The sequence below is a fragment of the Nostoc sp. genome, assembly GCF_036917235.1.
GTDB lineage: Bacteria > Cyanobacteriota > Cyanobacteriia > Cyanobacteriales > Nostocaceae > Nostoc.
On sequence record NZ_JBALDU010000033.1, the window covers coordinates 1 to 23,118 of the forward strand.

Genomic DNA, 23,118 nt, shown 5'->3' on the forward strand with positions numbered 1-23,118 from the left:
TAGCTTCATGATTTGCTTGAGCCGTGTACTTGGAAACTTGTACGCACGGTTCTGAGGGGGGAAAGAGGCAGAAATGCCTCTGCCCTACCCGATTACGCAGTTAAGGGATTGGGCGTTGGGTAAAACAGTTCCGAGTTCCGAAAGTTCTGAGTAAAGAAGTGAGATTCCCTACTCAGCACTCAGCACTCAGCACTCAACACTCAGCACTCAGCACTCAAAACTCACTACTTAAAATACTCCATAAGCGGTAGATACTCATTGTGTTTGTCCTCAGCGGTTACGAGTACCTTCTAGGCTTCTTCATCATCTGTAGCCTAGTACCTGCCTTAGCGCTCTCAGCTTCCAAGCTCCTACGACCCAGTGGTTACAGCCCAGAACGTCGCACCACCTATGAATCTGGCATGGAACCCATCGGGGGAGCCTGGATTCAGTTCAACATCCGCTACTACATGTTTGCTCTGGTCTTCGTCGTCTTTGATGTGGAGACTGTTTTCTTGTATCCTTGGGCGGTAGCTTTCCACCGTTTGGGGCTATTGGCTTTTATTGAAGCGCTAGTCTTTATTGCAATTCTTGTAGTCGCTTTAGTTTACGCGTGGCGTAAAGGAGCTTTGGAATGGTCTTGAATTCTAACTTAACAACCCAGGGTAAAGAACGAATCATCAACCCCATTGAGCGTACCAATGTCACTCAAGACCTTTCAGAAAACGTCATTTTGACGACGGTTGATGACCTCTACGACTGGGCGCGGCTTTCTAGTCTGTGGCCGTTGCTGTTTGGTACTGCTTGCTGCTTTATTGAGTTTGCAGCTTTAATTGGTTCCCGATTTGACTTTGACCGTTTTGGGCTAATTCCCCGTTCTAGCCCCCGCCAAGCCGATTTAATTATTACGGCAGGGACTATTACGATGAAGATGGCTCCTCAATTGGTGCGTCTTTATGAACAAATGCCAGAGCCGAAGTATGTAATTGCGATGGGAGCTTGTACAATTACTGGCGGGATGTTCAGTGTTGATTCTCCTACAGCAGTGCGCGGAGTCGATAAACTGATTCCTGTGGATGTGTACTTACCTGGTTGTCCTCCCCGTCCAGAAGCAATTATCGACGCAATCATTAAGCTGCGGAAGAAAATCTCCAATGAATCGATGCAAGAGCGGGATAAAATTAAGCAAACTCACCGCTACTACAGCACGACTCATAATTTGAAGCCAGTAGAGGAAATCTTAACTGGTAAGTATTTGCAGTCAGACACTCGCTATGCACCACCGAAGGAATTGGCGGAAGCGATTGGTATGCCAATACCACCTGCACTGCTGACAGAAAAGGCGCAAAAGGAGGAACAAACCCGTGGCTGAAGAAGAATCTAAACCAGTACCAGCAGCGAAAGAAGAGGCATTGGTACAAGCGGGTAAAGTTTCCCAATGGTTGACGGAAAATGGCTTTGACCATGAGTTTTTAGCACCAGACAAGAATGGTGTAGAGATAATTAAGGTGCCGGCAGATTTCTTGCTTCCCACCGCTACAGCCCTTTATGCTTATGGGTTTAATTATCTCCAGTTTCAAGGTGGTGTTGACCTTGGGCCAGGACAGGAATTGGTGAGTGTGTATCACTTGACTAAAGTGGGTGATAATAGCGATCGCCCCGAAGAAGTTCGAGTTAAAGTGTTCTTACCACGGGAAAATCCCGTAGTGCCTTCTGTGTACTGGATTTGGAAGACCGCAGATTGGCAAGAGCGCGAGTCTTACGATATGTACGGCATTATCTACGAAGGACACCCAAATCTCAAGCGGATTTTGATGCCGGAAGATTGGGTAGGTTGGCCTTTGCGGAAGGATTACATCTCGCCTGATTTCTACGAGTTGCAAGACGCTTATTAGAGATTGCTGAATCGAGACGCGATGAATCACGTCTGTACAATATAGTTTCGGCAGTGATTAACCCCTTTCCGGTGGCGGAGAGGGGTTATGTTTTTGGTGTTTTATGTCAAGTTGGTTGACAAAACTTGCTGTAATTGGAGGCAATACGGTTCGGTTAAGGTTTTTTGATGAAAATTCTAGCATCGCTAAAGATGCGATAATTCATCACCAAGACGGCGATTCATCGCGTCTCTTGTCTAGGGAAACGCGGAGGTTCGCAAAGTAGGGAGGGAGAGGTGGGATAGAGATATTCAGTGAAATTTCCTAGTAATCGGAATCGCTATCTCCACCGTTGTATCTATAATTTATGGGAAGATTTAATGTAAATATTTAAAGTAATATGTCAGAAACACCCCAAAACGACGGCATTTGGATTGTAACGGATGAAGTGCCGCAAATATCGATTCCTGATGGTGCTAAAGGCGGGAGTACTAATACACGCGGTTGGGGAGAAGAAACTATTAGGGATAATACTGGTAGCAAAGGGGTAGGAGATGCCGTTAAGGTTAGTGCTCAAACATTAGAGCAAAATATGAGTCACTTTCTCAAACTCGTGGGAAGTTTGTTTAATCAAGCTGAACAGCAAGCAAAAGTTAACTCCAGAATGCAGCTAGATGAAATTGAGCTATCGGTAGAAATTAGTGCAGATGGGGAAGTTAAATTAATTGGCAGTGGTGTCAAAGCTGGAAGTAAAGGAGCGATTAAGCTGAAGTTCAAGCGCCAAGAATCACAGTGAGATGGCAAAAAATTGGGCGATCGCGATCGGAATTAACCAGTATGATTATCTGCAACCGCTAAACTATGCAAAGCGAGATGCACTGTTAATGCAGGAGTTTCTAGGCAATGAAGCAGGATTTGAGCGGATATTCTTCTTCTCTGATGACTCTCCTGAACTTGCTGGAAAATCGACTCGCCCAACTCGCACTAACTTGCTGCGAGTTTTGCGACAGTTATTTGAAAATCCCTTTATGGGAGCAGGGGATAATTTCTGGTTTTTCTTCAGTGGTCATGGGATAAGATACGCTGACCGTGATTATCTCATGCCCTGTGATGGCGATCCAGAGGATATTGAAAACACGGCAATTGCGATTAACTTTGTGACTGAACGTTTGCGTCGGTGCGGTGCTGATAACGTTGTCTTAATTCTGGATGCTTGTCGCAATGAAGGTAAAAAAACAGGTGAAGGAATTGGGCGACAAACCGCAGAAGAAGCACGTCAACAAGGAGTTATCAGCATTTTTTCTTGTATTCCCCAGGAGTATTCTTATGAAATTGAGGCTTTACAACAAGGTGCTTTTACTACTGCACTACTAGAAGGGTTAGGAATTCAAGGTAAATGCGCTACTGTTGAACGATTGGATCAGTATCTCAAATTTCGTGTGCCTGAACTGGTTCGCCAGCATAAGAATACAAGGCAAACGCCTTATCTTATTGCTGAACCCGTGAATAAATCGCACCTAATACTTGTACCGCGATATGCAAGTCTAGCGGATATCGCCACGTTAAAAAATGATGCTTACCAAGCAGAAGTAAACAGGAATTTAGATTTAGCAGAGCAGTTATGGATTCGGGTATTAGCTGCGGCTTCAGGGCAAGATATGGACGCGGTGAGAAGTTTACAAAGAATTGAACGGTTGCGAAATAGTTCTGCAATTCCTGATTTACCTCAACCAACAATTCCACAACCATCTAATTCAGTCACAAATACACTTATAAGTAAACCTCCTCAAATTCCAACTCCCAAGCTAACTACACCATCCTCTATTAATAATACTCAGACTTCTGGTGCGGGAGAATTTTCGACATCTAATATTCCAACACCTTCAACAACTTCTTCGCCATCAAAAAACCTCATATTACCTAACTGGTCACGACGACGTGTAATTCAAACTGCTGGGTTTGCAGTCGCTGGGTTGGGTTTGACAATTGCAATACCACGTTTTTGGCCATCTAATTCAGGAGAAAGTAGCACCTCCCACACCACTGAAGCAATTAGCCTAAAAAGCTTTCAATTTGAAGTCGTAACGGTGGATGCAAAGGGAAAAATCACCAACCGTAGCAATCGTGAAGCGAAATACTTCATTGAAGACTTAGGAAATGGTATCAACCTGGAAATGGTGCAGATACCAGGGGGAACCTTTATGATGGGTTCACCGGAAAAAGAAGCAGGGAGAGATAAAGATGAAAGTCCACAGCATCAGATAAAAGTACCTGGGTTCTTCATGGGTAAATATGAAATCACCCAGGCGCAGTATCAAACAATTATGGGTAATAATCCTTCGTACTTCAAAGGTGAGAAACGACCAGTAGAACAGGTGAGTTGGGATGATGCAGTAGAATTTTGTCAAAAATTGAGCCAGAAAAGAGGAAAAACCTATCGACTACCTAGTGAAGCAGAGTGGGAGTATGCTTGTCGGGCTGGAACCAAGACCCCATTTTATTTTGGTGAAACGATTACCACAGATTTAGTTAACTACAAGGGTGACTCTCCTTACGGCTCTGCACCAAAAGGGGAATATCGTCAACAAACAACAGATGTAGGAAAATTTTTGCCTAACTCTTTCGGTTTATACGATATGCATGGTAATGTATGGGAATGGTGTAAAGATGTATACAATGACAATTACCAGGGTGCGCCAAAAGATGGTAGTGCGTAGCTGACTGGTAAAGATAATAACTTAAAGCTGCTGCGTGGCAGTTGTTGGGACTTCTTTGCCTGGGCTTGCCGTTCTGCCAATCGCCACAGGTTCCCGTTCGCGGCTCGTAACAACGTTGTTGGTTTTCGCGTGGTGGCGGTGGCTGTGGCATGAGTACTCCCTATTGTCAGAGTTGGTAAATGGGAATTTATCGAGCGTACACCAGGGAGTCCAGACCTGAACCAGCGAGGAAGGCGACAACCTCCGAATATAAAACCGAGTCTGATAGCTTGGTAGGTTGCAAAACCGAACAGTTGTTCAACTCAATTAATTTTGCGACATTTAAAAGAAACTTCTAAAACCTAGCTTATTTTTAATTGTTCTAATTTTTGTTTAATCAAAATTTCGACTTCTTCAATCTCAGCATTCGATTTTGGGATGTCAAAAGTCTCTGGAGACGCTTCAGAAGTTAAGCGGTAAAATATAGGATCTTGGTGCGTCGTCACAAAGGTCAACGCACCATTATCTAAAGAAGCGGCAAGTCCAAACAATTACTTCACTGATATCACTGTTTGGTTTACTACTGGACGTGGTTTCTTGCGGTCTGACCTGCGCGTTCCACCAGCCATCCCATATTCATCACTATTTTTGCCATAGCGAGATGCAACATTTAACAGCATTTGTTCAGAATAAGTATTCAACTCTCGTTCTGCTTCTATTAATGCATTGTGTGTCTTATCTACTATTATTTGTGCTTGATTATAAGCGGCTAACTTTTCTCGTAACTCAATTACTTTAGTATTGTAAGTAGTAATTGAAAACCCATTACTAAAGTCTAACTCAGGGTTAATTGTCTGCATTCCTTCAATCCGTCGTTCAGCTTTAGTCAGTGACATGGAGTTTCGTTTCCGTTGCGTCATATAGTTTTCCTGTTTGGATTAATTTATAAATAACCCTGACTTTACACACTGAGTTATTTATATATCATCACAATACGCAATAAGCAGATGCACCAGCCACAGTGAAGTTACAGAATTATAAAAGCATTAGATGGCATTAGCCAACTAGATAGATGCGGGTATATTTGCTGAAATTCGTTGAGAAAAGCTGGTTTTGATGTCGCAAAAGCTGGTTTTAAAGTCACAAAAGCTGGTTTTAAAGTCACAAAAGCTGGTTTTGATGTCACAAAAGCTGGTTTTGATGTCACAAAAGCTGGTTTTGATGTCACAAAAGCTGGTTTTGATGTCACAAAAGCTGGTTTTGATGTCGCAAAGCCTTATCTCATGTAGAGACACGATTTATCGCGTCTAAAAAATTGACACATTAGAGAGACGCGATAAATCGCCGTCTCTACAAAGAATGTACTCGTCAATTATTCTTTGACAGACTACTAACTAATAGTAACAACAGCTACCATTGCATCGGCTAGAGGGGAATGAGACGAAGCACACTAAAAATTTATTTTTATAACTGAAAATTTTATTTTATTTATGTGTTAAGTAGCTTTCACTATTTTATCTGTATAATCTATCATTCAGTCTGAATTATCGAATGTATAATCTATCATTCAGTCTTATTGATTATTGACCTCTGTTACTCATTGATAGGTTGAAATTTGGAAATTACGGTATCTCTTTTTAAGACATAACATACCACTCACTTAGTAGTTATTTATTAACGGAATTTGAGAAGTTATGTAGGCATACTCTATCTTAGACATGACCTAAACTTGTGCTTCAAAAATCATGAGCCATTATATGAATAGTTAGCACGTTTACAGCAGTATCCAATGTCTGAAGACTTATTAAACTCCTTTCAAGAAGCATACAGCAATCTCGAACTGTTTCCGTTGATGGAACGGAACGAAATGGAAAGATTTCGAGTCGAATATGGTGATGATTTGATTGCAGACCTGAACCAATTAGTGGAAGATAGCCCTAATGGAGATGGCAAAATTGTCTTTACAGGACATCGGGGATGTGGTAAGTCTACTTTGTTAGCTGAATTTAGCCGACAAATTCAAAATAAATATTTTGTAGTTCTGTTTTCTATTGCTGACAAAATTGAAATGTCGGCGGTTAATCATATTAATATACTGTTTGCGATCGCAGTTAATTTAATGACAGAGGCAGAAGCCCGCAAAGTTGATATTCCACAATCTACTAAAGAAGCTCTTTATAAGTGGTTCGCTACCCGCACTCGCACTGAAGAATTAAATTTGCAAGCAGAAGCTAGTATAGGTTTTGATCTCTTAAAATTGATTAGCTCTAAATTAAAAGCTGATGCTAGCGTTCGGGATGAAATTAAGCAAGAATTTGAACGCAAGTTATCAGATTTAGTTGCCAGAATTAATGAAATTGCTGCTTTAATTCAAGCTGCAACTAAACAAAACGTTTTAGTAATTATTGATGATTTAGATAAACTTGACTTAGGCAGAGTTAACGAAATTTATCGAGATAATATCAAGGCTCTTTGTCAACCCAACTTTCAAATTATCTACACTATACCGATCGCAGTCCTTCGCGAAACATTTATTAGCACAATAATTGCCACTGAAACTAACGATCAAGTTGTGGCAATGCCTGTATTAAAAATATTTGATAAAGGTAAAAATCGCTTCCTAAATGCCCAACCTCGCCCGGAAGCAACAAAGATTCTCGGTGAAGTTTTACAAAAGCGAATTCCTAGCGAATTAATTGCGGCTGAAACTGCTGAAAAAATTGTGATTTATAGTGGTGGCGTATTACGAGAGTTAATTCGGATTTCTAAGGAATGTTGTCGCATTTGTTTGCGGACTATCCGGCGAAATCCTTCAGCCGAAGTTATTATTGATGATAAAATTCTTCTGCAAGCAATCAATAAAATTCGCAATGATTTTTCCATACGCTTAGGAAAAACTGATATTGATATTTTGCAGAGTGTTTATGAGCAATTTATGCCCAACGACCCCAAACAAGCAGAGTTTTTAGATTTGTTACATGGGCTGTATGTTCTAGAATATCGCACCGATGAAACTTGGTATGATGTTCATCCAATTATTATCGAAAGTTTGAGAAGACAGGGAGCCATTAATGTTAAATGAAGAATTATTAGATGATGAAGGAGAAAATCAAGATGCGTATGATGATTTAATTGTTTCTATTGAAGCTCAAAAGCGGGGCTTAAATTTACTGATTGCGGTTTGCGATGATGCTAGCTTTCGCGATGAGATTATTGCTCAATATGAAGCCGAAGTACAACCCGCCTTCGGTGCATATCGAGTAACTTTAGCACGTCAAGAACCAAGCCTGAAAGCTGCTCTTAATCAACTGGTACAACAAGAAGAATATCTCCGTCAGCAGAAGCCGGCGGTGATTACTGTGACGGGTGCTGAACAACTTTATTTTCTCAGATTGGGAAATGAGCAATCAGAACAGGAGAAATTTTTTGGTTACTTACAATGGACAAGGGAAGGATTGCGCGAATTTCCCTTTGCGATCGTGCTTTGGGTAACTAACCAAATTTTAGTCAACCTGATTAAAAAAGCGCCTGATTTTTGGAGTTGGCGCAATGGTGTATTTCGGTTTGAATCTAAAAAGACAAATGCTATTCCTGGTAAAGAATTAGAAAATATCCGCTTTGTTTTTCGAGACACAGAATTAGCCAGCACAGATACTAATGAAACTAATCGCTTTTTCTTACCCATTCAAGATTTACAAAGGTTAATCGAGAAAGTAGAACAAGAACGGGGAACTAAAGACCCCACTTTGGCTACCTTATACTCAAGATTGGGCGATATTTACCACAGCAGATTAGATCGGGGTGAATCTCAAAATTATCAAGAAGAACAAGAATTAGCAATTAAATATTGGCGTCAGGCGAGTGAGCTACAAAATGAATTAGGTTTGCAGATAGACTTAGCTAATAGCCTCAACAATTTAGCAGGAATATATCGTGCAACGGGACACTACAGCGAAGCCGAACCCTTATATAAACAAGCTTTAGAACTGAGAAAACGCCTGTTAGGAGAAAATCATCCTGCTTTTGCTACTAGCCTGAATAATTTGGCAGGACTTTACAAATCTACTGGACAATATAGTAAAGCAGAACTCTCATATCAACAAGCTTTAGAACTGAGGAAAGGATTGTTAGGAGAAAACCATGCCGATGTCGCTGCCAGTCTGAACAATTTGGCATTACTATATGATGAACAAGGACGTTATGACGAAGCAGAACCTCTGTATTTGCAATCATTAGAACTCGAAAAACGTCTGCTGGGTGAAAATCATCTTTCTTTTGCTCTTATACTGAATAATTTAGCGCTACTTTATTATCATCAAGGACGTTACAGTGAAGCTGAACCGTTGTCGCAACAAGCAATAGAATTAGATAAGCGATTTTTGGGAGAAGAAAATCCTGATGTTGCCACAGATTTGCACAATTTAGGTTTAATATACCGCGCTCAAGGACGCTACAGTGAAGCGGAATCTTTGTTTTTAGAATCATTGGAACTCAAGCAACGTGTATTACAAAAAGCGCATCCGCTTTTAGCAGATACGATCTACGCTTTGGGTTATATGTACAGGGAACAGGGACGTTACAATGAAGCGGAACCCTTATGTATAAAAGCCTTAGAACTTGATAAGCACCTATTAGGAGCAAATCATCCTAATGTTGCCGAAAGTCTCAATAATCTGGCAGAAATTTATCGTGCAACTGGACGTTACGGTGAAGCAGAACTGCTTTATTTACAAGCTTTAGATATTTGTGAACGAGTCTGGGGTGTAAATCATCACCGTAGTGTTACTGTTCGTCAAAATTTAGAGAAACTTGCCACAGCAATGCAGAATAATGGAGAGTGCGATGTCTTGTCTACGACACGCAGCGCGAACGACAACCCCTTCGGGGAACGCACTGCATAGAGCAAAAATATAATTTTGGGTTCAGCTAAACGCTAAAATATCATAAAAATAGAATGTTTTCATTTTGAGACTCTAATCTAGAGATAGCAAAATGGCTAAAGATGTTTTCCATCAACAGGTAAAAAAAGCATTAATCAAAGATGGGTGGATAATTACTCACGACCCTTTTACAATTCGTGTTAGTGAGGCGATTAAACTACAAATAGACTTAGCCGCTGAAAATGCCATTGCCGCAGAACGGAATACAGAGAAAATAGCTGTTGAAATTAAGAGTTTTATTGCAGATTCAGATATCAGTGAATTTCATACTGCACTCGGACAATATTTGAATTACTGCCAAGCTATTGAAGAGAAAGAAGCAGACAGAGTGCTTTATTTAGCTGTTCCTATCGAAACATATCAAGACTTTTTCCAACTTTCTTTTGTCCAACGCACCCTTCATCGTTACCAAATTAAGTTGATAATTTACGATCCAAAACGTGAGGAAATTCGGCTATGGATAAAATAGAACGCTATCGACAATTTATCAAACAAATTCTCAGCGAACATCAACAAATCACGTCTAACACCGATACTGTCAAATCACAATTAATTTTAGACAACGAAAACAACCATTATCAACTAGCTTACGTTGGCTGGCAAGGAGATAAGCGGGTGTTTGGCCCGGTCATGCATTTTGATATTCAAGATGGGAAAATATGGATTCAGTATAACGGTACAGAAGAGTCTGTTGCTGAACGATTGGTTGAGTTAGGTGTATCCCCTTCTGATATTGTTATTGGGTTCCATTCTCCTTTTAAGCGCCAATTTACTTCTTATGCTGTTGAGTGATCTTCAACTCAAGTGATGAATAAATGAATATTGAACAAGTAGTAAATGGATAGAAAAGCGATCGCTTACCCTAGATACCCGACCTCTTAAACAAGTCGGGTATCTCTGGAAAGCTTGCTCAATTGTCCTTCAAATAAATCTACTAGCGAACTCCAATAAAACCAGCTTTCTCAATTGCCCTTTGTCCCTGGTCAGTTAATAAAAGATTGGCATAAGCATTTCCAATCTGCTGTTCTGAACCTTTATTCTGCTTAATAATTACAAACAAATTAGCAATCATCGGATAGCTGCCATTTTTGATCGCCTGAGTATTTAGCTGGTTACGCTGACGTGGACATTGCTCAGACGGTACTATCGGCTCCTGATACGGGGTAATTAGCTGACCAGAAGTCTGACCCAATGGCAAAGCCTTCACGCTACATTGAAAGACTACTGAACGGGCAGAAGCGTAATACACACCACCAGGGGTTTTACTGAGTTGGCGCACTGCTTCTGTAGCAGAGTAAACATATTGCACATTAGAGCCAAATGCTTGCCCCTTGAAGTCGCTATTGCTAGGAAATATTACTGTATCTGCGTCCTCTGGTCGTTGAGAAAAAGCTGTGATGGGTAGATTTGGCCCGCCTACTTGATTCCAGTTAGTAATTTTCCCCAAATAAATTTGCTGCAATTGTTCAACAGTTAGACCAGGCACATTGAGTGATGGATTGACTACCACTGCTATCCCATCCATACCTACTTGACGTTGCTCAAGGGTGAAGCCTCGCTCTTTTGCCGTAGCTTGTTCTTCATCTGTGAGGGGACGGGAAGACTGAGCAAAGTCTAGTTTCCCATCAAGCAACATCCGAATGCCGGAGCTAGAACCAGGACTACCATTAACAGGGTTTACATAGCGTAATTGTAGTTCCGGGCGATCGCTCTGGATCTGAGAATCTACCAATTGCCGAATAGATGCCCAAGCGGTACTACCTCCGTAGTTGAATGAGGCAGGGGGAACATCAGCAACTGTCTGAAAAGTTGATGCATTATTAGAGACGCGATTGAAATTTTGATTAGAGGAAGAGTTAACGCTGTTGCGGGACAATATATTTGGCTTCAATAACCACCAAAGTAATCCGCCAATAACCATAAGTGTGAGAACTTTACCAATAATCAAACCTCTAAGAAAGAGGGAGATTTCGCTGTTAATTAAAGCTTTTCTTTGATTTGTATTGTCCATATTTTTAAATTTTCTTTAGTTGTATTTATCTTACAGGAATATCTAAGTATTTATCCTAGAGTAATCTTGAAATATTTAAATTTACAGTAAATTTGTAATAGCTAGTTAATATACAGTTTTATGATTGCTGCTAGATGATTAATTTTTCTAATTTAGTGAGATTAAATTTGCTATTTGGTAGTTTTTTTAATGGTGCAATTGCTTTGACAGATTCTTCTGTTAGGTGCTGATTTAGCTAGTAGACTACTAGTATTAGTTAACGGGAACTCAACAAATCTTTCTAGAAAACTCTTTAGTGGAGTAGGTTGATTTGGAAGCGATGTCCCCGTATTAATAAATGTGTAGATTAAAACTATTACTATCAAACTAGTGGTTGCACCAAGACCGATGCCCAGCAGCAAAATAAAGTTTCTATAAGTTAGCAAATAGGTATCATCAGCCTTGTGGTTGATGTCAACAGATTGTGAAGACTGTGACAACGCTACATCAGAATTAAGTGCTTGTAAAGCTTCTGTGGCAGACTGATAACGCTGGTTGTAGCGATCGCGAACCATTCTATCTAAAATATTTGCCAGAGTATCACTGACCTCTGCCTTGTCGCGCCAGATAACTTCTCCAGTACTGGGATCTTCTGGTAATTGCTCAGGTATTAGACCTGTTAAAGCTTGAATGCCAATCATCCCGACTGCATAGATATCGCTGCAAAGTTTTGGCTTTCCCTTAGCTTGTTCGCTTGGCATATAGCCAGGAGTGCCAACAGCAATTGTTAAGCCTGCTCCCAAAGCACCAATTTTCTTAATACTCCCAAAATCAATTAGCACAATCTTTTGATCGGAGTACCGCCGCATTAAGTTTTGAGGCTTAATATCTCGGTGAATAATATCGTGTTGGTGGACGAAGGCTAACACTTCTAAGATGTCTTTTAATAAATTTAAGACTGTATTCTCGTTAAGACGCTGACCTGGGACAATTTCTTGAGTCAAGGCATGACCATCAATAAATTCCTGGACTAAATAGAAATCTCCATCTTCATTAAAATGGGCAAACAGTCTCGGAATTTGATCGTGGTCGTTGCCTAGCTGGTATAAAACTTCCGCTTCTCGATCGAATAGCTTTTTAGCGATGGGTAGAACAGCAGGGTTGGAATCTTTCGGGTGGAAATGTTTAACGACACAATGAGGTTGTCCTGGTAAATCCAAGTCAATAGCCAAGTAGGTATCACCAGATCCTCCGCTTCCTAAGTGTTTGACAATCTCAAAGCGATTCCGAAGTGTTTTTCTGTTGAGAGAGTATCTATGCCTGTTACGTGTAGCACTCCCTACTAAGTAAGTATTACCAGATTCTCCGCTTCCCATCACTTTGACAGTTTCAAAGCGACTTCGGAGTGTTTTTCTGACTAGAGGGTTCTGGCTCATGTGGCGTATACTACTTCTTAATTTACTGACCATTCAGAGCTTGAGTAAGGTTATGGATAACTACTTGCTGCTAGATTTACTGGTATTTGCGGCAGTTAGCCATCGTGCGACCTATGTTTTGGATACGTTTGTTGCTTAATTGCTTGATTGCTTTGTTTAATACCCTTATAAGTATCTTAATACAAAATTAATTTATGAAATACTTTTGTAATATTATCACTTAAGTAAATTTAACACTATTCCACAGGTTTTAAACTCTGGGCAGAAAATAATTAATATTTATGAGTTAGGATGGTTATCTGTTTTAACTGTTAAGTCTGATTACTGACAAAACCTTGAAGAGTGAAATTTAAAGGCACAAATACCCTTACAGTGTTCGCCACAGTTGTGTTACCAGATTTTAGTCATCACCAACTGCGATCGCGTTGTCAGATCAATGTGAGTTTGACGAAAAAACTAAAAAATATCGGGTAAGTTTTTGAGTTAAATATCGAGTAATGGTTTTTGAGGTAATACCAATTTAATGTGAAGTTGCACATATCTTGATCCCCCTAAATCCCTCTTAAAAAGGGGGACTTTGATAGATGTTTTTCCGGTTCCCCCCTTATTAAGGCTGCTGTGTACACACAAGTCGAATTACCCCTCTTAATCCCCCCGGTATTTTGGGGGGAAACAAAAAATTTGGTTCCCTCCCCTTTATAAGGGGAGGGTTAGGATGGGGTAAAACCTTGGTTAATCAGCAATTAATACGTGTGATACCAATTCTTAAAAAAGAATCCATCCCTACCTACCCTTAGGAAGGCGAGGGTACGCGTCAGCGCTGGTTGGGTTATCTGTCGTAAACATTTTTTGAATTTGTATCAACTACTTAAACGAGAAAGTAAAATTGCGAATTACAATACTTGCAATCTCTTCAATAACTTCAAATTTCTACTTTTATGACTAGAAGAAATATTAGGACTCCATTTCCTTAAATTAAATTCGCATAAATTTGCGAACTTTCTTTATTTATTGGTTTACTCAGTCCTTAGAATATCAATTTACAGTATATTAACTGGTTATTCAATACTTTCTCCAAAACATCCTACTTTTCCGACCTTTCCCACCTTTTACTTTACTTGCATCCATATCACTTCCAGTAACTCAATTGCATCTAGCAAAAGTAATAGTGGGAATAGTCTTAGCTTGTTTTTATATATTTTTTATTTAACTTTTTTAGGCAACCGATAAATATGCGTTATCTGTAACCATTGTATAAGGGTAGCACTGCTACATCTCTAAAATCTTTTTCACTGATATTTTTATTCTGTTAATTAAAAAAGCCCCCTAGTGGGGGCTTATTAAGTTGTCCGCGTGGATTGAACAACTAATTAATTAATACTCACAGTAGATACAGTAATCCGAACAAAATAATCCAAATCACGTCAACGAAGTGCCAGTAGATTTCGGCCGCTTCAATACCAAAGTGCTTTTCGTTACTATAGTGACCCGGAACGCGCGATCGCCATAACACAGCAACAATTGCCAAAACACCGATAGTAACGTGCAATCCGTGGAACCCAGTCAAAACGTAGAATGCACTGGCAAATAAATTAGTAGTTAAACCAAATTCTAAATGGGTATATTCATATACTTGACCTATCAAGAAGATAGCACCCATTGCAGCGGTAATTGCTAACCAGATTCGCGCACCCCGTGTATCGTTCTTTTTAATAGCAGTGTCGGCATTGTGCATGACAAAACTACTAGAAATTAGATTGATGGTGTTAACTCCAGGTAGCAATAGTTCTAATTCTGGGGTACCTGCTGGCGGCCACACAGGTAAGGTCGCACGGAAAGCCAAATAGGCTCCGAACAGTCCCATAAAAATCATCCCTTCAGCAATCAGGAAAACAATTAGCCCAAATAGGCGATGGTCTGGATGTTCTTCATGATGACCGACGGACGCTTCCGCCGCGTGGTGATGATTCAGTTCCGTTTTAGCTGGGTCAATAGTTTGACTTTGCATGAATTTTGATAAGTGGGGATTGGGGATTGGGGATTGGGGATTGGGGATTGGGGATTGGGGATTGGGAACTGGGTATTGGAAAATAGTATTATTGTTTGAATTTATTCCCTAGTCACCAGTCCCCAGTCCCCTGTTTATTTCCGGTCTTCGGGATTGGCAGCAACCGCTGGGTCTGGTTCTGCTCTTAATACTGAATTGGGCCCACCAGATAAAACGGGATTGGGATCGTATAAAGGTACACCTTCATTAGCATTTTCCAAACCGTAGTCGTAGGGGCCTGTAGCCAATACTGGAGTTTGATCGAAATTTTCGATCGCAGGTGGTGAGGTTGTCATCCACTCTAAGGTAAGTGCCCTCCAGGGATTATTACCAGCTTTCTCGCCGTACAACCAACTCCAAATCGCATTGATGATAAAGGGAAATGTGGAAATTGCCAATATGTAAGAACCATAGGTGCAGATTTCGTTCAGTGTGGTGAATTTGGGGTCATATTGGGCAATACGGCGATTCATGCCCATTAAACCCAGTTTGTGCATGGGTAAAAAGGTCATGTTGAGACCCACAATAGTCAAGGCAAAGTGAACCTTACCCCAAAATTCGTTTATCATCCGTCCCGTTATTTTCGGGAACCAATGGTAAATACCAGCAAAAATCCCTAACACGCTACCGCCAAATAGGACGTAGTGCAAGTGGGCAACCACAAAATAGGTGTCGTGAACGTGAATATCAAAGGGCACTGCTGCCAACATCACGCCACTAATCCCGCCGATTACAAAAGTGCCAACAAAGCCGATGGCAAATAGCATGGCACTGTTAAGCCGGATTTTTCCACCCCACATGGTGGCTAACCAGCTAAATATTTTAATTCCTGTGGGTACGGCAATGATCATGGTGGTGATCATAAAAAACATCCGCAACCAACCAGGGATACCGCTGGTAAACATGTGGTGCGCCCAAACAATTAGCCCCAAAAAGCTAATAGCAAGAGACGAATAAGCGATCGCTTTATAGCCAAAAATCGGCTTGCGGGAATGGATGGGGATAATTTCTGAAATTGCGCCAAAGAAGGGCAAAATCATGATGTAAACCGCTGGGTGGGAGTAAAACCAGAACATGTGCTGGTATACTACTGGGTCGCCACCGCCAGTTGGGTTAAAAAATGTTGTCCCGGCAATTAAGTCAAAGGAAAGCAGAATCAGACCTGCTGCTAAGACTGGGGTTGATACCAAAACCAGTGCCGAAGTGGCGAACATTGCCCAGCAGAACAAGGGCATTTTGTGTATGTCCATGCTGGGGATACGCATCTTGATCAATGTTACCAGGAAATTTATCGCCCCCAAAATAGATGATGTACCCAGCAGCAGGACACTCATAATCCAAATGCCTTGCCCCACTTGTCCTGTTACCAAACTCAGGGGAGGGTAGGAAGTCCAACCTGCATCCGGTGCATCGCCTACCGCTAAACTGGCGATCAACAATATACCCGCAGGCGGGATCATCCAAAAGGCAACAGCATTCAGCCGAGGAAATGCCATATCTTTTGCCCCAATCATCAGGGGAATTAGATAGTTAGCAAACCCTGCCCCCGTTGGCACGATCCACAAGAAAATCATGATCGTGGCGTGCAGCGTAAACAGACTGTTGTAGACTTCTGGGGTAACAAAATCTACCTCTGGAGTTCGCAGTTCTGTGCGAACCAAGTCAGCCATTACGCCGCCAATGCAGTAGAAAATAAACGAAGTGACTAGGTATTGAATCCCAATCACCTTATGGTCGGTTTGAAAGCCAAAGAAGTCTTGCCATTTTCTGCCCCCTGGTTCCTCAAGAAGGGCAGGGATATTGGCAGTTTCTTGCAACTGAGCTTGTGTCATAAGAGTGCTGAGTGCTGAGTGCTGAGTGCTGATTTATTACTTTTTTAGGTGGATTGTTGACTAATGGTGAACTTGATGAAGGATTTCTGGCTTAATTCCCATGTCCTTGGTGTAAGGCGCGAGAAATTCATTTGGGGATAGATCGGCAGGGTTAACAGCGATCGCTTGATTCAGCGTTTCTTTGCTGGCAACTAGCTGTTCTTGCACCCATTTGTCAAAGGCTTCTTGTGGCTCAACAACTACTGGCGCTCTCATTGCACCGTGGTAGGGACCACAAAGTTCAGCACAGATTAGGACATAATCTCCTGCTTTTTTGGGGGTGAAGCGAATCTCGCTTTGCCTACCGGGGATCGCATCTTGTTTTAGGCGGAACTCTGGAACCCAAAAGGCGTGGATGACATCGTTGGCGGTCATACTGATTTCCACTTCTCGCCCGATGGGGACGTGCATTTCACCTGTAGTTATACCAGTTTCAGGATAGGTGAAAATCCAGGCATATTGTAAACCAGTGACGTTGACTTGTAATTGTGCTGGTTTACCTGCTTTATCAGGAGTTCCCCCAATTGTCGGAGCAACAATACCTACACCTGGGGCATTCCGCAGTTGGGGAATTTGGTCAGCATTGCGGACTTCTGCCGTAGCGGGGTCTTGCATTGCCTCATCAGATTTTTCTTGATTGAGGTTGGGTTCAGTGCCAGGAGGTGTATCGCTTAAAGTTGCGGCCATAGCACTCCCACGCTCTGGCATTTTCATTGACTCCTGACTCATCGGTGCTTCATGGATAGCATGGGGATCAAAGCCACCGATTTCGTTGTACACATCAAAGCTGTAAACAGAAATACCGATAACGATAATTGCTGGGATCGCCGTCCAGAGAATTTCTAAAGGTACATTGCCCTCAACTGGTGGGCCGTCTTTATTGTCACCTGCACGCTGACGATATCTAAATGCAGAGTAAATTAAAATACCTTCAACAAGCAGAAATATCCCTGTAGAAACGATCATCATCGCGTTGAACAGACCATCCACCAAGACGGCTTCATCAGTGGCGGCTGCTGGCAACAGACCGTGATTTTGACCGTACCAAAGGCTGGCTAGCGTTAGCACGATGCCAATGAGTAATGTCCAGATGGAACTTGGAATCTTCACGGCTTACTTAATTGAATTTACTATGTTATCTCGAAGCTACTCACTTACTAAGGTAGTCTAGGCTGTCAGACATGGGGGACAAAGGCCTGAAATTTTTATTAATTTTTTTGGCTATTTCACTAATTTTGAGTATGAGTTTACTATCATACAACGCCAAAAATAGATGCAAATCAGTGAAAAAATTTAAGGAAAAACTTATAATGCTTAAATTAATTGTGATTAATCAATTTCCGACATCTTGAAAAATACCTAAAGCTTCAGGCAGAACCTTGCTGGAGTGATTCAAAGTATAAGTGAGTGCTAATCTATAAACCCATAGCCTATACGCTAGGGTGGAGATAGGACACTAAAAGAAAATTGAAAATTTTAAGAGATCCACCAAGAGCGGGCAGAAGGTATCGTTCATGAGCGAATTTGTCCTACAACAACAAAATGAAGCGGCGCTTCAGCAGCAAAAGCCCAAGGAAATGATTCGGCGCTTGGTGTGGAAAATGTGCATAGCCACCTTAATTTTGATGGCCATAGGCAGTGCCACCCGCGTCATGAATGCTGGGCTTGCTTGCCCAGACTGGCCCTTATGCTATGGCGAACTCGTGCCAGCCAAGCAAATGAATCTCCAAGTATTTTTGGAGTGGTTTCACCGATTGGATGCAGCTTTAATTGGTTTAAGCGCGATCGCACTTTTTGGTTTGTCCTGGTGGCGTCGTCGCTTCTTACCCTCTTGGCTGCCTTGGGCATCCACATTCGCCCTATTTCTAATCGTCTTCCAAGGTATTTTAGGGGGACTCACCGTTACCGAATTGTTGCGGTTTGATATCGTTACCGCTCATTTAGGAACGGCGCTGTTGTTTTTTACCACCCTCCTGATTATCGGCACAGCACTCACACCCTATCAGGGGAATGGAACCGTTGGTAACTTGCCTTGGGTTGGTTTAACTGCCGCTGTTCTGGTTTACCTGCAAAGTCTGTTAGGTGCTTTGGTAGGCTCTCGCTGGGCGCTACACCAATGCCTCAGCGGTTCTCAACTTTGTACTGTGATGTACAGCCATATTGCTGGTTTGGTGCCGCCAACAGTGGCAACCTTGGCAATGGTATTTATCTGTTGGCGGACACCAGCACTACATCCAGCCTTACGGCGACTGGCAAATATGGCTGGTGCATTGTTAACCTTACAAATCTTGTTAGGATTTGCCACCTTCAAATTACACCTCCAAGTCGAACCTCTCACCGTCTCTCACCAAGCTATAGGAGCTGCTTTGCTGGGTACTTTGGTGGTTTTCACAGTTCTCGCACTGCGTGACTGGGCTACTAGCCGTGACATCACAGTGTTGAGCAATGACTGCTGAGTATGGAGTGAGGGGACAAGGGGAGTAACAGAAGGAAGAATTCTTAACTCCTGTACAGACGCAATTAATCGCGTCTCTACTAAATTATGGCCGCAACGGCGAGTATTGCGACCCACGCAGGTGCAGAAAATCTGTGTTTCATTTGCCTGAAAGAGCCACCTTGAGCGGGGGCTGCATATAAGTTGTTGAAAAATAAGGAACCAGAGCCAAAATGATTGAGACTAATGTCTCTCGCCACCACCAAACATTTTTACAAGTAATTCAAAGTTACTACCAGCTAACGAAGCCTCGGATTATTCCGTTGCTTTTGATTACCACGGCTGGGAGTATGTGGATTGCTGCTAAGGGAGAAGTAGACCCATTGCTGTTGCTAGTAACTCTCACTGGTGGCACTTTGGCTGCTGCAAGCGCCCAGACGATTAACTGTGTCTATGACCGGGATATTGATTATGACATGGAGCGGACGCGCCATCGCCCGATACCTTCGGGTAAGGTGCAGCCGCGCGATGCTCTAGTTTTTGCGATCGCACTGGCGACGATTTCCTTTACACTCCTAGCAGTATTTGCCAACCTGTTAGCCGCTCTATTAGCTTTCTCTGGCATCGTCTTTTATATTTTGGTCTATACCCACTGGCTAAAACGCCACACCACCCAGAATATCGTTGTTGGTGGGGCTGCTGGGGCAATTCCCGCATTAGTGGGTTGGGCTGCTGTCACAGGCACTTTAAGCTGGTCAGCATGGTTAATTTTTGCCATCGTCTTTTTGTGGACACCGCCCCATTTCTGGGCTTTAGCTCTGATGATTCGGGATGATTACGCAAAAGTCGGGATACCAATGCTACCTGTAATTGAAGGTGATACGGCAACCGTGAAGCAGATTTGGTACTATACGCTGGTGACAGTATTTGCAACCGTGTTATTGGTTTATCCTTTGAGTGCAAGTGGAATTCTTTATGCTGCGATCGCCCTAAGTCTGGGAGGATTATTTATCCACAAATCTTGGCGGTTGTTGCAAAATCCAGAGGATCGCACTGTCGCTAGAGAGTTGTTTCTCTATTCCATCTCCTACATGATGCTCTTGTGTCTGGGGATGGTAGTTGATAGTCTTCCCGTTACTCATAATCTAATTAATGCAGCGATCGATCAGTTGCATTTTATAGCTTAGGGGATGGAAAATTTAGCGATCGCGTTTGGTAAAGGGGCGCGATCGCATTTTCAGAAAATAAAAAATATACATAATAATTAGAGTTTGGCGGATTTGCGATTAAAAGTAAAATTTCAGTTATGAATAAATTTATTCAAAATTAATTACACACATCTATTTATCCATTTTTAATAGCTATGGAAAAAGCAACGCAAGCAATTCGTCACGAGTTAAACCAGCATGAGCCACAATATCTTTGAGTATGGCGTTAAGAGTGCCAATTTTAATCGTTTTGTTCATTAGGAAAATGACAGTGAACTGCATCACGCAGCATTTCCCGTAATGTTTCTATATCGTCAGCCTGAGTAAAAATTGACTCCGTTAAAGCTCTAGCTGTATAACCACCATCAGGATCATCTTCAACGAGAAATACAATTTCAGTCATAGCTAATCTTTCCTTAACCACTAAATTTTACAATTTACAAGCCCTAACAAGGGAGAAAAAATCTTCGCAAGCGCCTGAAAACCAAATATCAACTTTCTTCGCTCTCCACCCCAAAAAGTAGGAAATGCTCCTTCTGGTGCTTTAATACTAAAAGTAAGTTTAGAGTATTCTTTCCAGCGATTATTGACACGCCAACCTAAGCGATCGCCTACTTTAATCTAATCACGGTCTAATTTTAACCACTTTTTCTTACATCAAACTCAGGTTTGAATACCACTACCACCTCTTCTAGCAGCATTTGCTGCATCAATATGCTGAGGCTCAACTGTTCCGGTATTACCTGCGTGCGCTAAGGAAACAGCAACGTTAATGACACCAATGTGCGAAAAGGCTTGAGGAAAGTTACCAAGATGCGCCCCTGTCTCTAAGTCAATTTCTTCTGCAAACAGTCCCAGCGAACTGCTTCGTCCCAGCATTTGCTCAAACCAAATACGAGCCTCTGTTGTCCTTTGAGCTAAGATGAGTGCGTTGATCAGCCAGAAGGTACAAAGGACAAAGGATGCCTCTTTACCATTCACTCCTTCTGGTGCATCTCGGTAACGATAACACAGTCCATTATCAACTAAATGCTTAATAGTAGCATCAATAGTTGATACCATACGCGGGTCAGTTCCATCAATGAAGCCGACACAAGACATGAGCAAATTCGAGGCATCAAGAGTTTCCTCCTCGTAGGATTGCTTGAATGCACCAAGTTTTTCGCTCCATCCTTTTTCAAACACCTCATTGCGGATTAGTTCGCGCTCCTGTCGCCAGCGAGTAGTATCACCAGCTAGCTCAAGCGCCTCAGCCATTTCGATGCCACAGTCTAACGCCACCCAGAGCATAACTTTACCGTAAACAAAATGCCGCAACCCCCCGCGCACTTCCCAAATGCCGCTATCCGGTTCGCGCCAACGTTCAGCAGCCCAATCTACTAGTGGGCAAATGTGTTCCCAAATTGCAGTTGGATCGTACTTTCCAATCTTCCAGGCGAAATGTAAGGCACTAAGCACCTCACCATAGACATCAAGCTGAACTTGCCCAGATGCACCATTGCCAATCCGAACTGGCTGTGATTCCCGGTATCCCCGCAAGTGGTCTAAGGTTTGCTCAACAACCTGTTCGCTTGATGCGATGGGGTAAAGGATTTTGATTCCAGTTCCTTCCATCTTCACAGTCTGCGCCAGCCAATTGAAGTATTGATACTCATCATCAATGTATCCTGCTAATAGCAATGCATAAAGAGTAAATGATGAGTCCCGAATCCAAGTGAAGCGATAATCCCAGTTCCGCTCCCCACCAATTTCTTCTGGTAACGAGGTTGTAGGTGCAGCCACAATTGCTCCCGAAGGGGCGTAAGTCATCAACTGTAAGGTGAGCGCACTGCGGACAACTGCATCTCGGTACGCTCCTTGATAAGTACACTTATTCGCCCAACGCTGCCAAAAGGCGATCGTTGATGCTAGGGCATCGTTAGGGGCTAGGTTTGGCAGTTGTGCATCCTCCTGAGTCAAAAGCGTGAATACGGCTTGCTCTCCGGCATGGAGGATAATCTGGCACATAAATGTATTGCTTGTTGTGTCGAGATGCCATTCAACGGGGCCAGTAACTGTAAATGAACCAAACCTGACTTCGTTACCAAATTTGAGTAATTCGGGAATTGTGCGCCCATAATCAGGGCGAGGAGAGCAAGTGCTAATAATTTCAACTGTTCCTTCGCTAACCTCAACAATTCGGATCAGTCTACCAGGCGTAGTCAGGCGTTGCTGCTGCTCATTATTAGTGATATCCATAAAATCCAGCAGCGAAATTCGTCCTGACTCACACGTAAAAATAGTTTTTAGTACATTAGTTTCATTCAAATACTGATGACTACTTTCCCAAGCAGTGGCTGGCTGAATACTCCAACTTCCACCACGTTCGAGATCCAAAATCTGAGCAAACAAAGACGGGGAATCGAAGCGAGGTAGGCAAAGCCAGTCAATCGAACCACAACTACTGACAAGAGCTGCGGTATGGCAATTGCCAATCACCCCATAATCTTCTATGGGGAGAAAGGATCGGGTAGGAACTGTTGGGTTGCTATTGGGATCGGATGTAATACTCATTACCGTCTTTAGTTACTGATAACCTTTTACAAAAATATTATTTGGAATTACGAATTTTTGACAAACTTGATTCCTTTAAATGTTAATCGT

At 42.1% G+C, this 23,118-nt stretch carries 21 protein-coding genes and 1 pseudogene; 12 read left to right on the forward strand and 10 right to left on the reverse strand.

The annotated features are described in order from the left end of the window. Positions 1–260 precede the first annotated feature (260 nt). The 5 genes and pseudogenes from ndhC to V7K44_RS10225 all read left to right on the forward strand — a co-directional run bounded on the left by ndhC (position 261) and on the right by V7K44_RS10225 (position 4,723). Positions 261–623: a photosynthetic/respiratory NAD(P)H-quinone oxidoreductase subunit C gene (gene ndhC, locus V7K44_RS10205; protein ID WP_094333328.1), complete on the forward strand. Its 363-nt coding sequence runs from the start codon at positions 261–263 to the stop codon at positions 621–623. Further along, positions 614–1,351, forward strand: a complete 738-nt coding sequence (gene ndhK / locus V7K44_RS10210; protein ID WP_181930966.1) for a photosynthetic/respiratory NAD(P)H-quinone oxidoreductase subunit K — start codon at positions 614–616, stop codon at positions 1,349–1,351. Before ndhC ends, ndhK begins: the two co-directional genes overlap by 10 nt. Next, positions 1,344–1,874, forward strand: coding sequence for an NAD(P)H-quinone oxidoreductase subunit J (locus tag V7K44_RS10215; protein WP_334931110.1), 531 nt, complete (start codon positions 1,344–1,346; stop codon positions 1,872–1,874). The genes ndhK and V7K44_RS10215 overlap by 8 nt, the downstream gene beginning before the upstream one ends. A 379-nt stretch (positions 1,875–2,253) precedes the next feature. Next, positions 2,254–2,649 carry a Pepco domain-containing protein gene (locus V7K44_RS10220; RefSeq protein WP_334931112.1) on the forward strand — a complete coding sequence of 132 codons (396 nt, stop codon included), beginning with the start codon at positions 2,254–2,256 and terminating at the stop codon, positions 2,647–2,649. A gap of 1 nt (position 2,650) precedes the next feature. After that, positions 2,651–4,723 (forward strand): annotated as a pseudogene (locus tag V7K44_RS10225) (SUMF1/EgtB/PvdO family nonheme iron enzyme). Between the two features lie 188 nt (positions 4,724–4,911). On the opposite strand, the gene V7K44_RS10230 reads toward V7K44_RS10225, so the two are convergent. Continuing rightward, positions 4,912–5,100, reverse strand: a complete 189-nt coding sequence (locus V7K44_RS10230; protein WP_334931116.1) for a hypothetical protein — start codon at positions 5,098–5,100, stop codon at positions 4,912–4,914. Continuing rightward, positions 5,101–5,469: a hypothetical protein gene (locus V7K44_RS10235; protein ID WP_334931118.1), complete on the reverse strand. Its 369-nt coding sequence runs from the start codon at positions 5,467–5,469 to the stop codon at positions 5,101–5,103. It lies immediately after the preceding gene. A gap of 177 nt (positions 5,470–5,646) precedes the next feature. Between V7K44_RS10235 and V7K44_RS10240 the strand changes: the two genes are divergently transcribed. From V7K44_RS10240 to V7K44_RS10260, 5 genes are all read left to right on the forward strand, one after another. Beyond that, complete coding sequence (locus V7K44_RS10240) at positions 5,647–5,838, forward strand: hypothetical protein (protein ID WP_334931120.1); 192 nt, start codon at positions 5,647–5,649, stop codon at positions 5,836–5,838. A gap of 500 nt (positions 5,839–6,338) precedes the next feature. Next, positions 6,339–7,631, forward strand: a complete 1,293-nt coding sequence (locus V7K44_RS10245) for an ATP-binding protein (RefSeq protein ID WP_334931122.1) — start codon at positions 6,339–6,341, stop codon at positions 7,629–7,631. Continuing rightward, positions 7,621–9,450 (forward strand): tetratricopeptide repeat protein, encoded by a 1,830-nt coding sequence (locus V7K44_RS10250; RefSeq protein ID WP_334931124.1) that lies wholly within the window; start codon positions 7,621–7,623, stop codon positions 9,448–9,450. The genes V7K44_RS10245 and V7K44_RS10250 overlap by 11 nt, the downstream gene beginning before the upstream one ends. Positions 9,451–9,541: 91 nt before the next feature. Next, entirely contained in the window at positions 9,542–9,958 is a 417-nt protein-coding gene (locus tag V7K44_RS10255; RefSeq protein WP_334931126.1) for a XisH family protein, read from the forward strand. Then, a complete protein-coding gene (locus tag V7K44_RS10260; protein ID WP_334931128.1) occupies positions 9,946–10,281 on the forward strand; it encodes a XisI protein in 336 nt (111 codons plus the stop codon). The genes V7K44_RS10255 and V7K44_RS10260 overlap by 13 nt, the downstream gene beginning before the upstream one ends. 142 nt (positions 10,282–10,423) lie before the next feature. Here V7K44_RS10260 and V7K44_RS10265 read toward each other — a convergent pair whose 3' ends face one another. The 5 genes from V7K44_RS10265 to V7K44_RS10285 all read right to left on the reverse strand — a co-directional run bounded on the left by V7K44_RS10265 (position 10,424) and on the right by V7K44_RS10285 (position 17,943). Then, positions 10,424–11,500 carry a PstS family phosphate ABC transporter substrate-binding protein gene (locus V7K44_RS10265; RefSeq protein WP_334931130.1) on the reverse strand — a complete coding sequence of 359 codons (1,077 nt, stop codon included), beginning with the start codon at positions 11,498–11,500 and terminating at the stop codon, positions 10,424–10,426. A 170-nt stretch (positions 11,501–11,670) separates the two neighbouring features. Next, positions 11,671–12,915, reverse strand: a complete 1,245-nt coding sequence (locus V7K44_RS10270; RefSeq protein ID WP_334931132.1) for a serine/threonine-protein kinase — start codon at positions 12,913–12,915, stop codon at positions 11,671–11,673. A 1,381-nt stretch (positions 12,916–14,296) separates the two neighbouring features. Further along, a complete protein-coding gene (locus V7K44_RS10275; RefSeq protein WP_094348047.1) occupies positions 14,297–14,923 on the reverse strand; it encodes a cytochrome c oxidase subunit 3 in 627 nt (208 codons plus the stop codon). A gap of 134 nt (positions 14,924–15,057) precedes the next feature. Further along, positions 15,058–16,794 carry a cytochrome c oxidase subunit I gene (ctaD, locus tag V7K44_RS10280; protein WP_334931134.1) on the reverse strand — a complete coding sequence of 579 codons (1,737 nt, stop codon included), beginning with the start codon at positions 16,792–16,794 and terminating at the stop codon, positions 15,058–15,060. 60 nt (positions 16,795–16,854) lie between these two features. After that, entirely contained in the window at positions 16,855–17,943 is a 1,089-nt protein-coding gene (locus V7K44_RS10285) for a cytochrome c oxidase subunit II (RefSeq protein ID WP_334931136.1), read from the reverse strand. Positions 17,944–18,347: 404 nt separating this feature from the next. Between V7K44_RS10285 and V7K44_RS10290 the strand changes: the two genes are divergently transcribed. Together V7K44_RS10290 and V7K44_RS10295 are read left to right on the forward strand one after the other, a co-directional pair. Then, positions 18,348–19,289: a COX15/CtaA family protein gene (locus V7K44_RS10290; protein ID WP_334931138.1), complete on the forward strand. Its 942-nt coding sequence runs from the start codon at positions 18,348–18,350 to the stop codon at positions 19,287–19,289. 211 nt (positions 19,290–19,500) lie between these two features. Beyond that, on the forward strand, positions 19,501–20,454 hold the full coding sequence (locus tag V7K44_RS10295) for a heme o synthase (protein ID WP_334931140.1): 954 nt from the start codon (positions 19,501–19,503) through the stop codon (positions 20,452–20,454). A 262-nt stretch (positions 20,455–20,716) separates the two neighbouring features. Here the strand turns inward: V7K44_RS10295 and V7K44_RS33165 are convergent, their stop codons facing one another. From V7K44_RS33165 to V7K44_RS10305, 3 genes are read right to left on the reverse strand one after another with little or no spacing between them, the layout of a single operon-like run. Then, the gene (locus V7K44_RS33165) at positions 20,717–20,878 is read right to left on the reverse strand and encodes a 2-oxoisovalerate dehydrogenase E1 subunit beta (protein WP_442940678.1); all 162 of its coding nucleotides are present in this window, start codon (positions 20,876–20,878) and stop codon (positions 20,717–20,719) included. Positions 20,879–20,898: 20 nt separating this feature from the next. Next, a complete protein-coding gene (locus V7K44_RS33170) occupies positions 20,899–21,096 on the reverse strand; it encodes a GUN4 domain-containing protein (RefSeq protein WP_442940679.1) in 198 nt (65 codons plus the stop codon). 42 nt (positions 21,097–21,138) lie between these two features. After that, on the reverse strand, positions 21,139–23,028 hold the full coding sequence (locus V7K44_RS10305) for a glycoside hydrolase family 15 protein (RefSeq protein ID WP_334931142.1): 1,890 nt from the start codon (positions 23,026–23,028) through the stop codon (positions 21,139–21,141). Between the last annotated feature and the right edge of the window lie 90 nt (positions 23,029–23,118).

Excerpts from the sequence above, each read along its gene's own strand:
- V7K44_RS10220 (WP_334931112.1), top strand. The coding sequence starts at position 2,254 with ATGTCAGAAACACCCCAAAACGACGGCATTTGGATTGTAACGGATGAA.
- V7K44_RS10235 (WP_334931118.1), bottom strand. The coding sequence starts at position 5,469 with ATGACGCAACGGAAACGAAACTCCATGTCACTGACTAAAGCTGAACGA.
- ctaD (WP_334931134.1), bottom strand. The coding sequence starts at position 16,794 with ATGACACAAGCTCAGTTGCAAGAAACTGCCAATATCCCTGCCCTTCTT.
- V7K44_RS10255 (WP_334931126.1), top strand. The coding sequence starts at position 9,542 with ATGGCTAAAGATGTTTTCCATCAACAGGTAAAAAAAGCATTAATCAAA.
- V7K44_RS10260 (WP_334931128.1), top strand. The coding sequence starts at position 9,946 with ATGGATAAAATAGAACGCTATCGACAATTTATCAAACAAATTCTCAGC.
- V7K44_RS10265 (WP_334931130.1), bottom strand. The coding sequence starts at position 11,500 with ATGGACAATACAAATCAAAGAAAAGCTTTAATTAACAGCGAAATCTCC.
- V7K44_RS10270 (WP_334931132.1), bottom strand. The coding sequence starts at position 12,915 with ATGAGCCAGAACCCTCTAGTCAGAAAAACACTCCGAAGTCGCTTTGAA.
- V7K44_RS10250 (WP_334931124.1), top strand. The coding sequence starts at position 7,621 with ATGTTAAATGAAGAATTATTAGATGATGAAGGAGAAAATCAAGATGCG.
- V7K44_RS33165 (WP_442940678.1), bottom strand. The coding sequence starts at position 20,878 with ATGACTGAAATTGTATTTCTCGTTGAAGATGATCCTGATGGTGGTTAT.
- ndhK (WP_181930966.1), top strand. The coding sequence starts at position 614 with ATGGTCTTGAATTCTAACTTAACAACCCAGGGTAAAGAACGAATCATC.
- V7K44_RS10295 (WP_334931140.1), top strand. The coding sequence starts at position 19,501 with ATGATTGAGACTAATGTCTCTCGCCACCACCAAACATTTTTACAAGTA.
- V7K44_RS10245 (WP_334931122.1), top strand. The coding sequence starts at position 6,339 with ATGTCTGAAGACTTATTAAACTCCTTTCAAGAAGCATACAGCAATCTC.
- V7K44_RS10290 (WP_334931138.1), top strand. The coding sequence starts at position 18,348 with ATGAGCGAATTTGTCCTACAACAACAAAATGAAGCGGCGCTTCAGCAG.
- V7K44_RS10305 (WP_334931142.1), bottom strand. The coding sequence starts at position 23,028 with ATGAGTATTACATCCGATCCCAATAGCAACCCAACAGTTCCTACCCGA.
- V7K44_RS10275 (WP_094348047.1), bottom strand. The coding sequence starts at position 14,923 with ATGCAAAGTCAAACTATTGACCCAGCTAAAACGGAACTGAATCATCAC.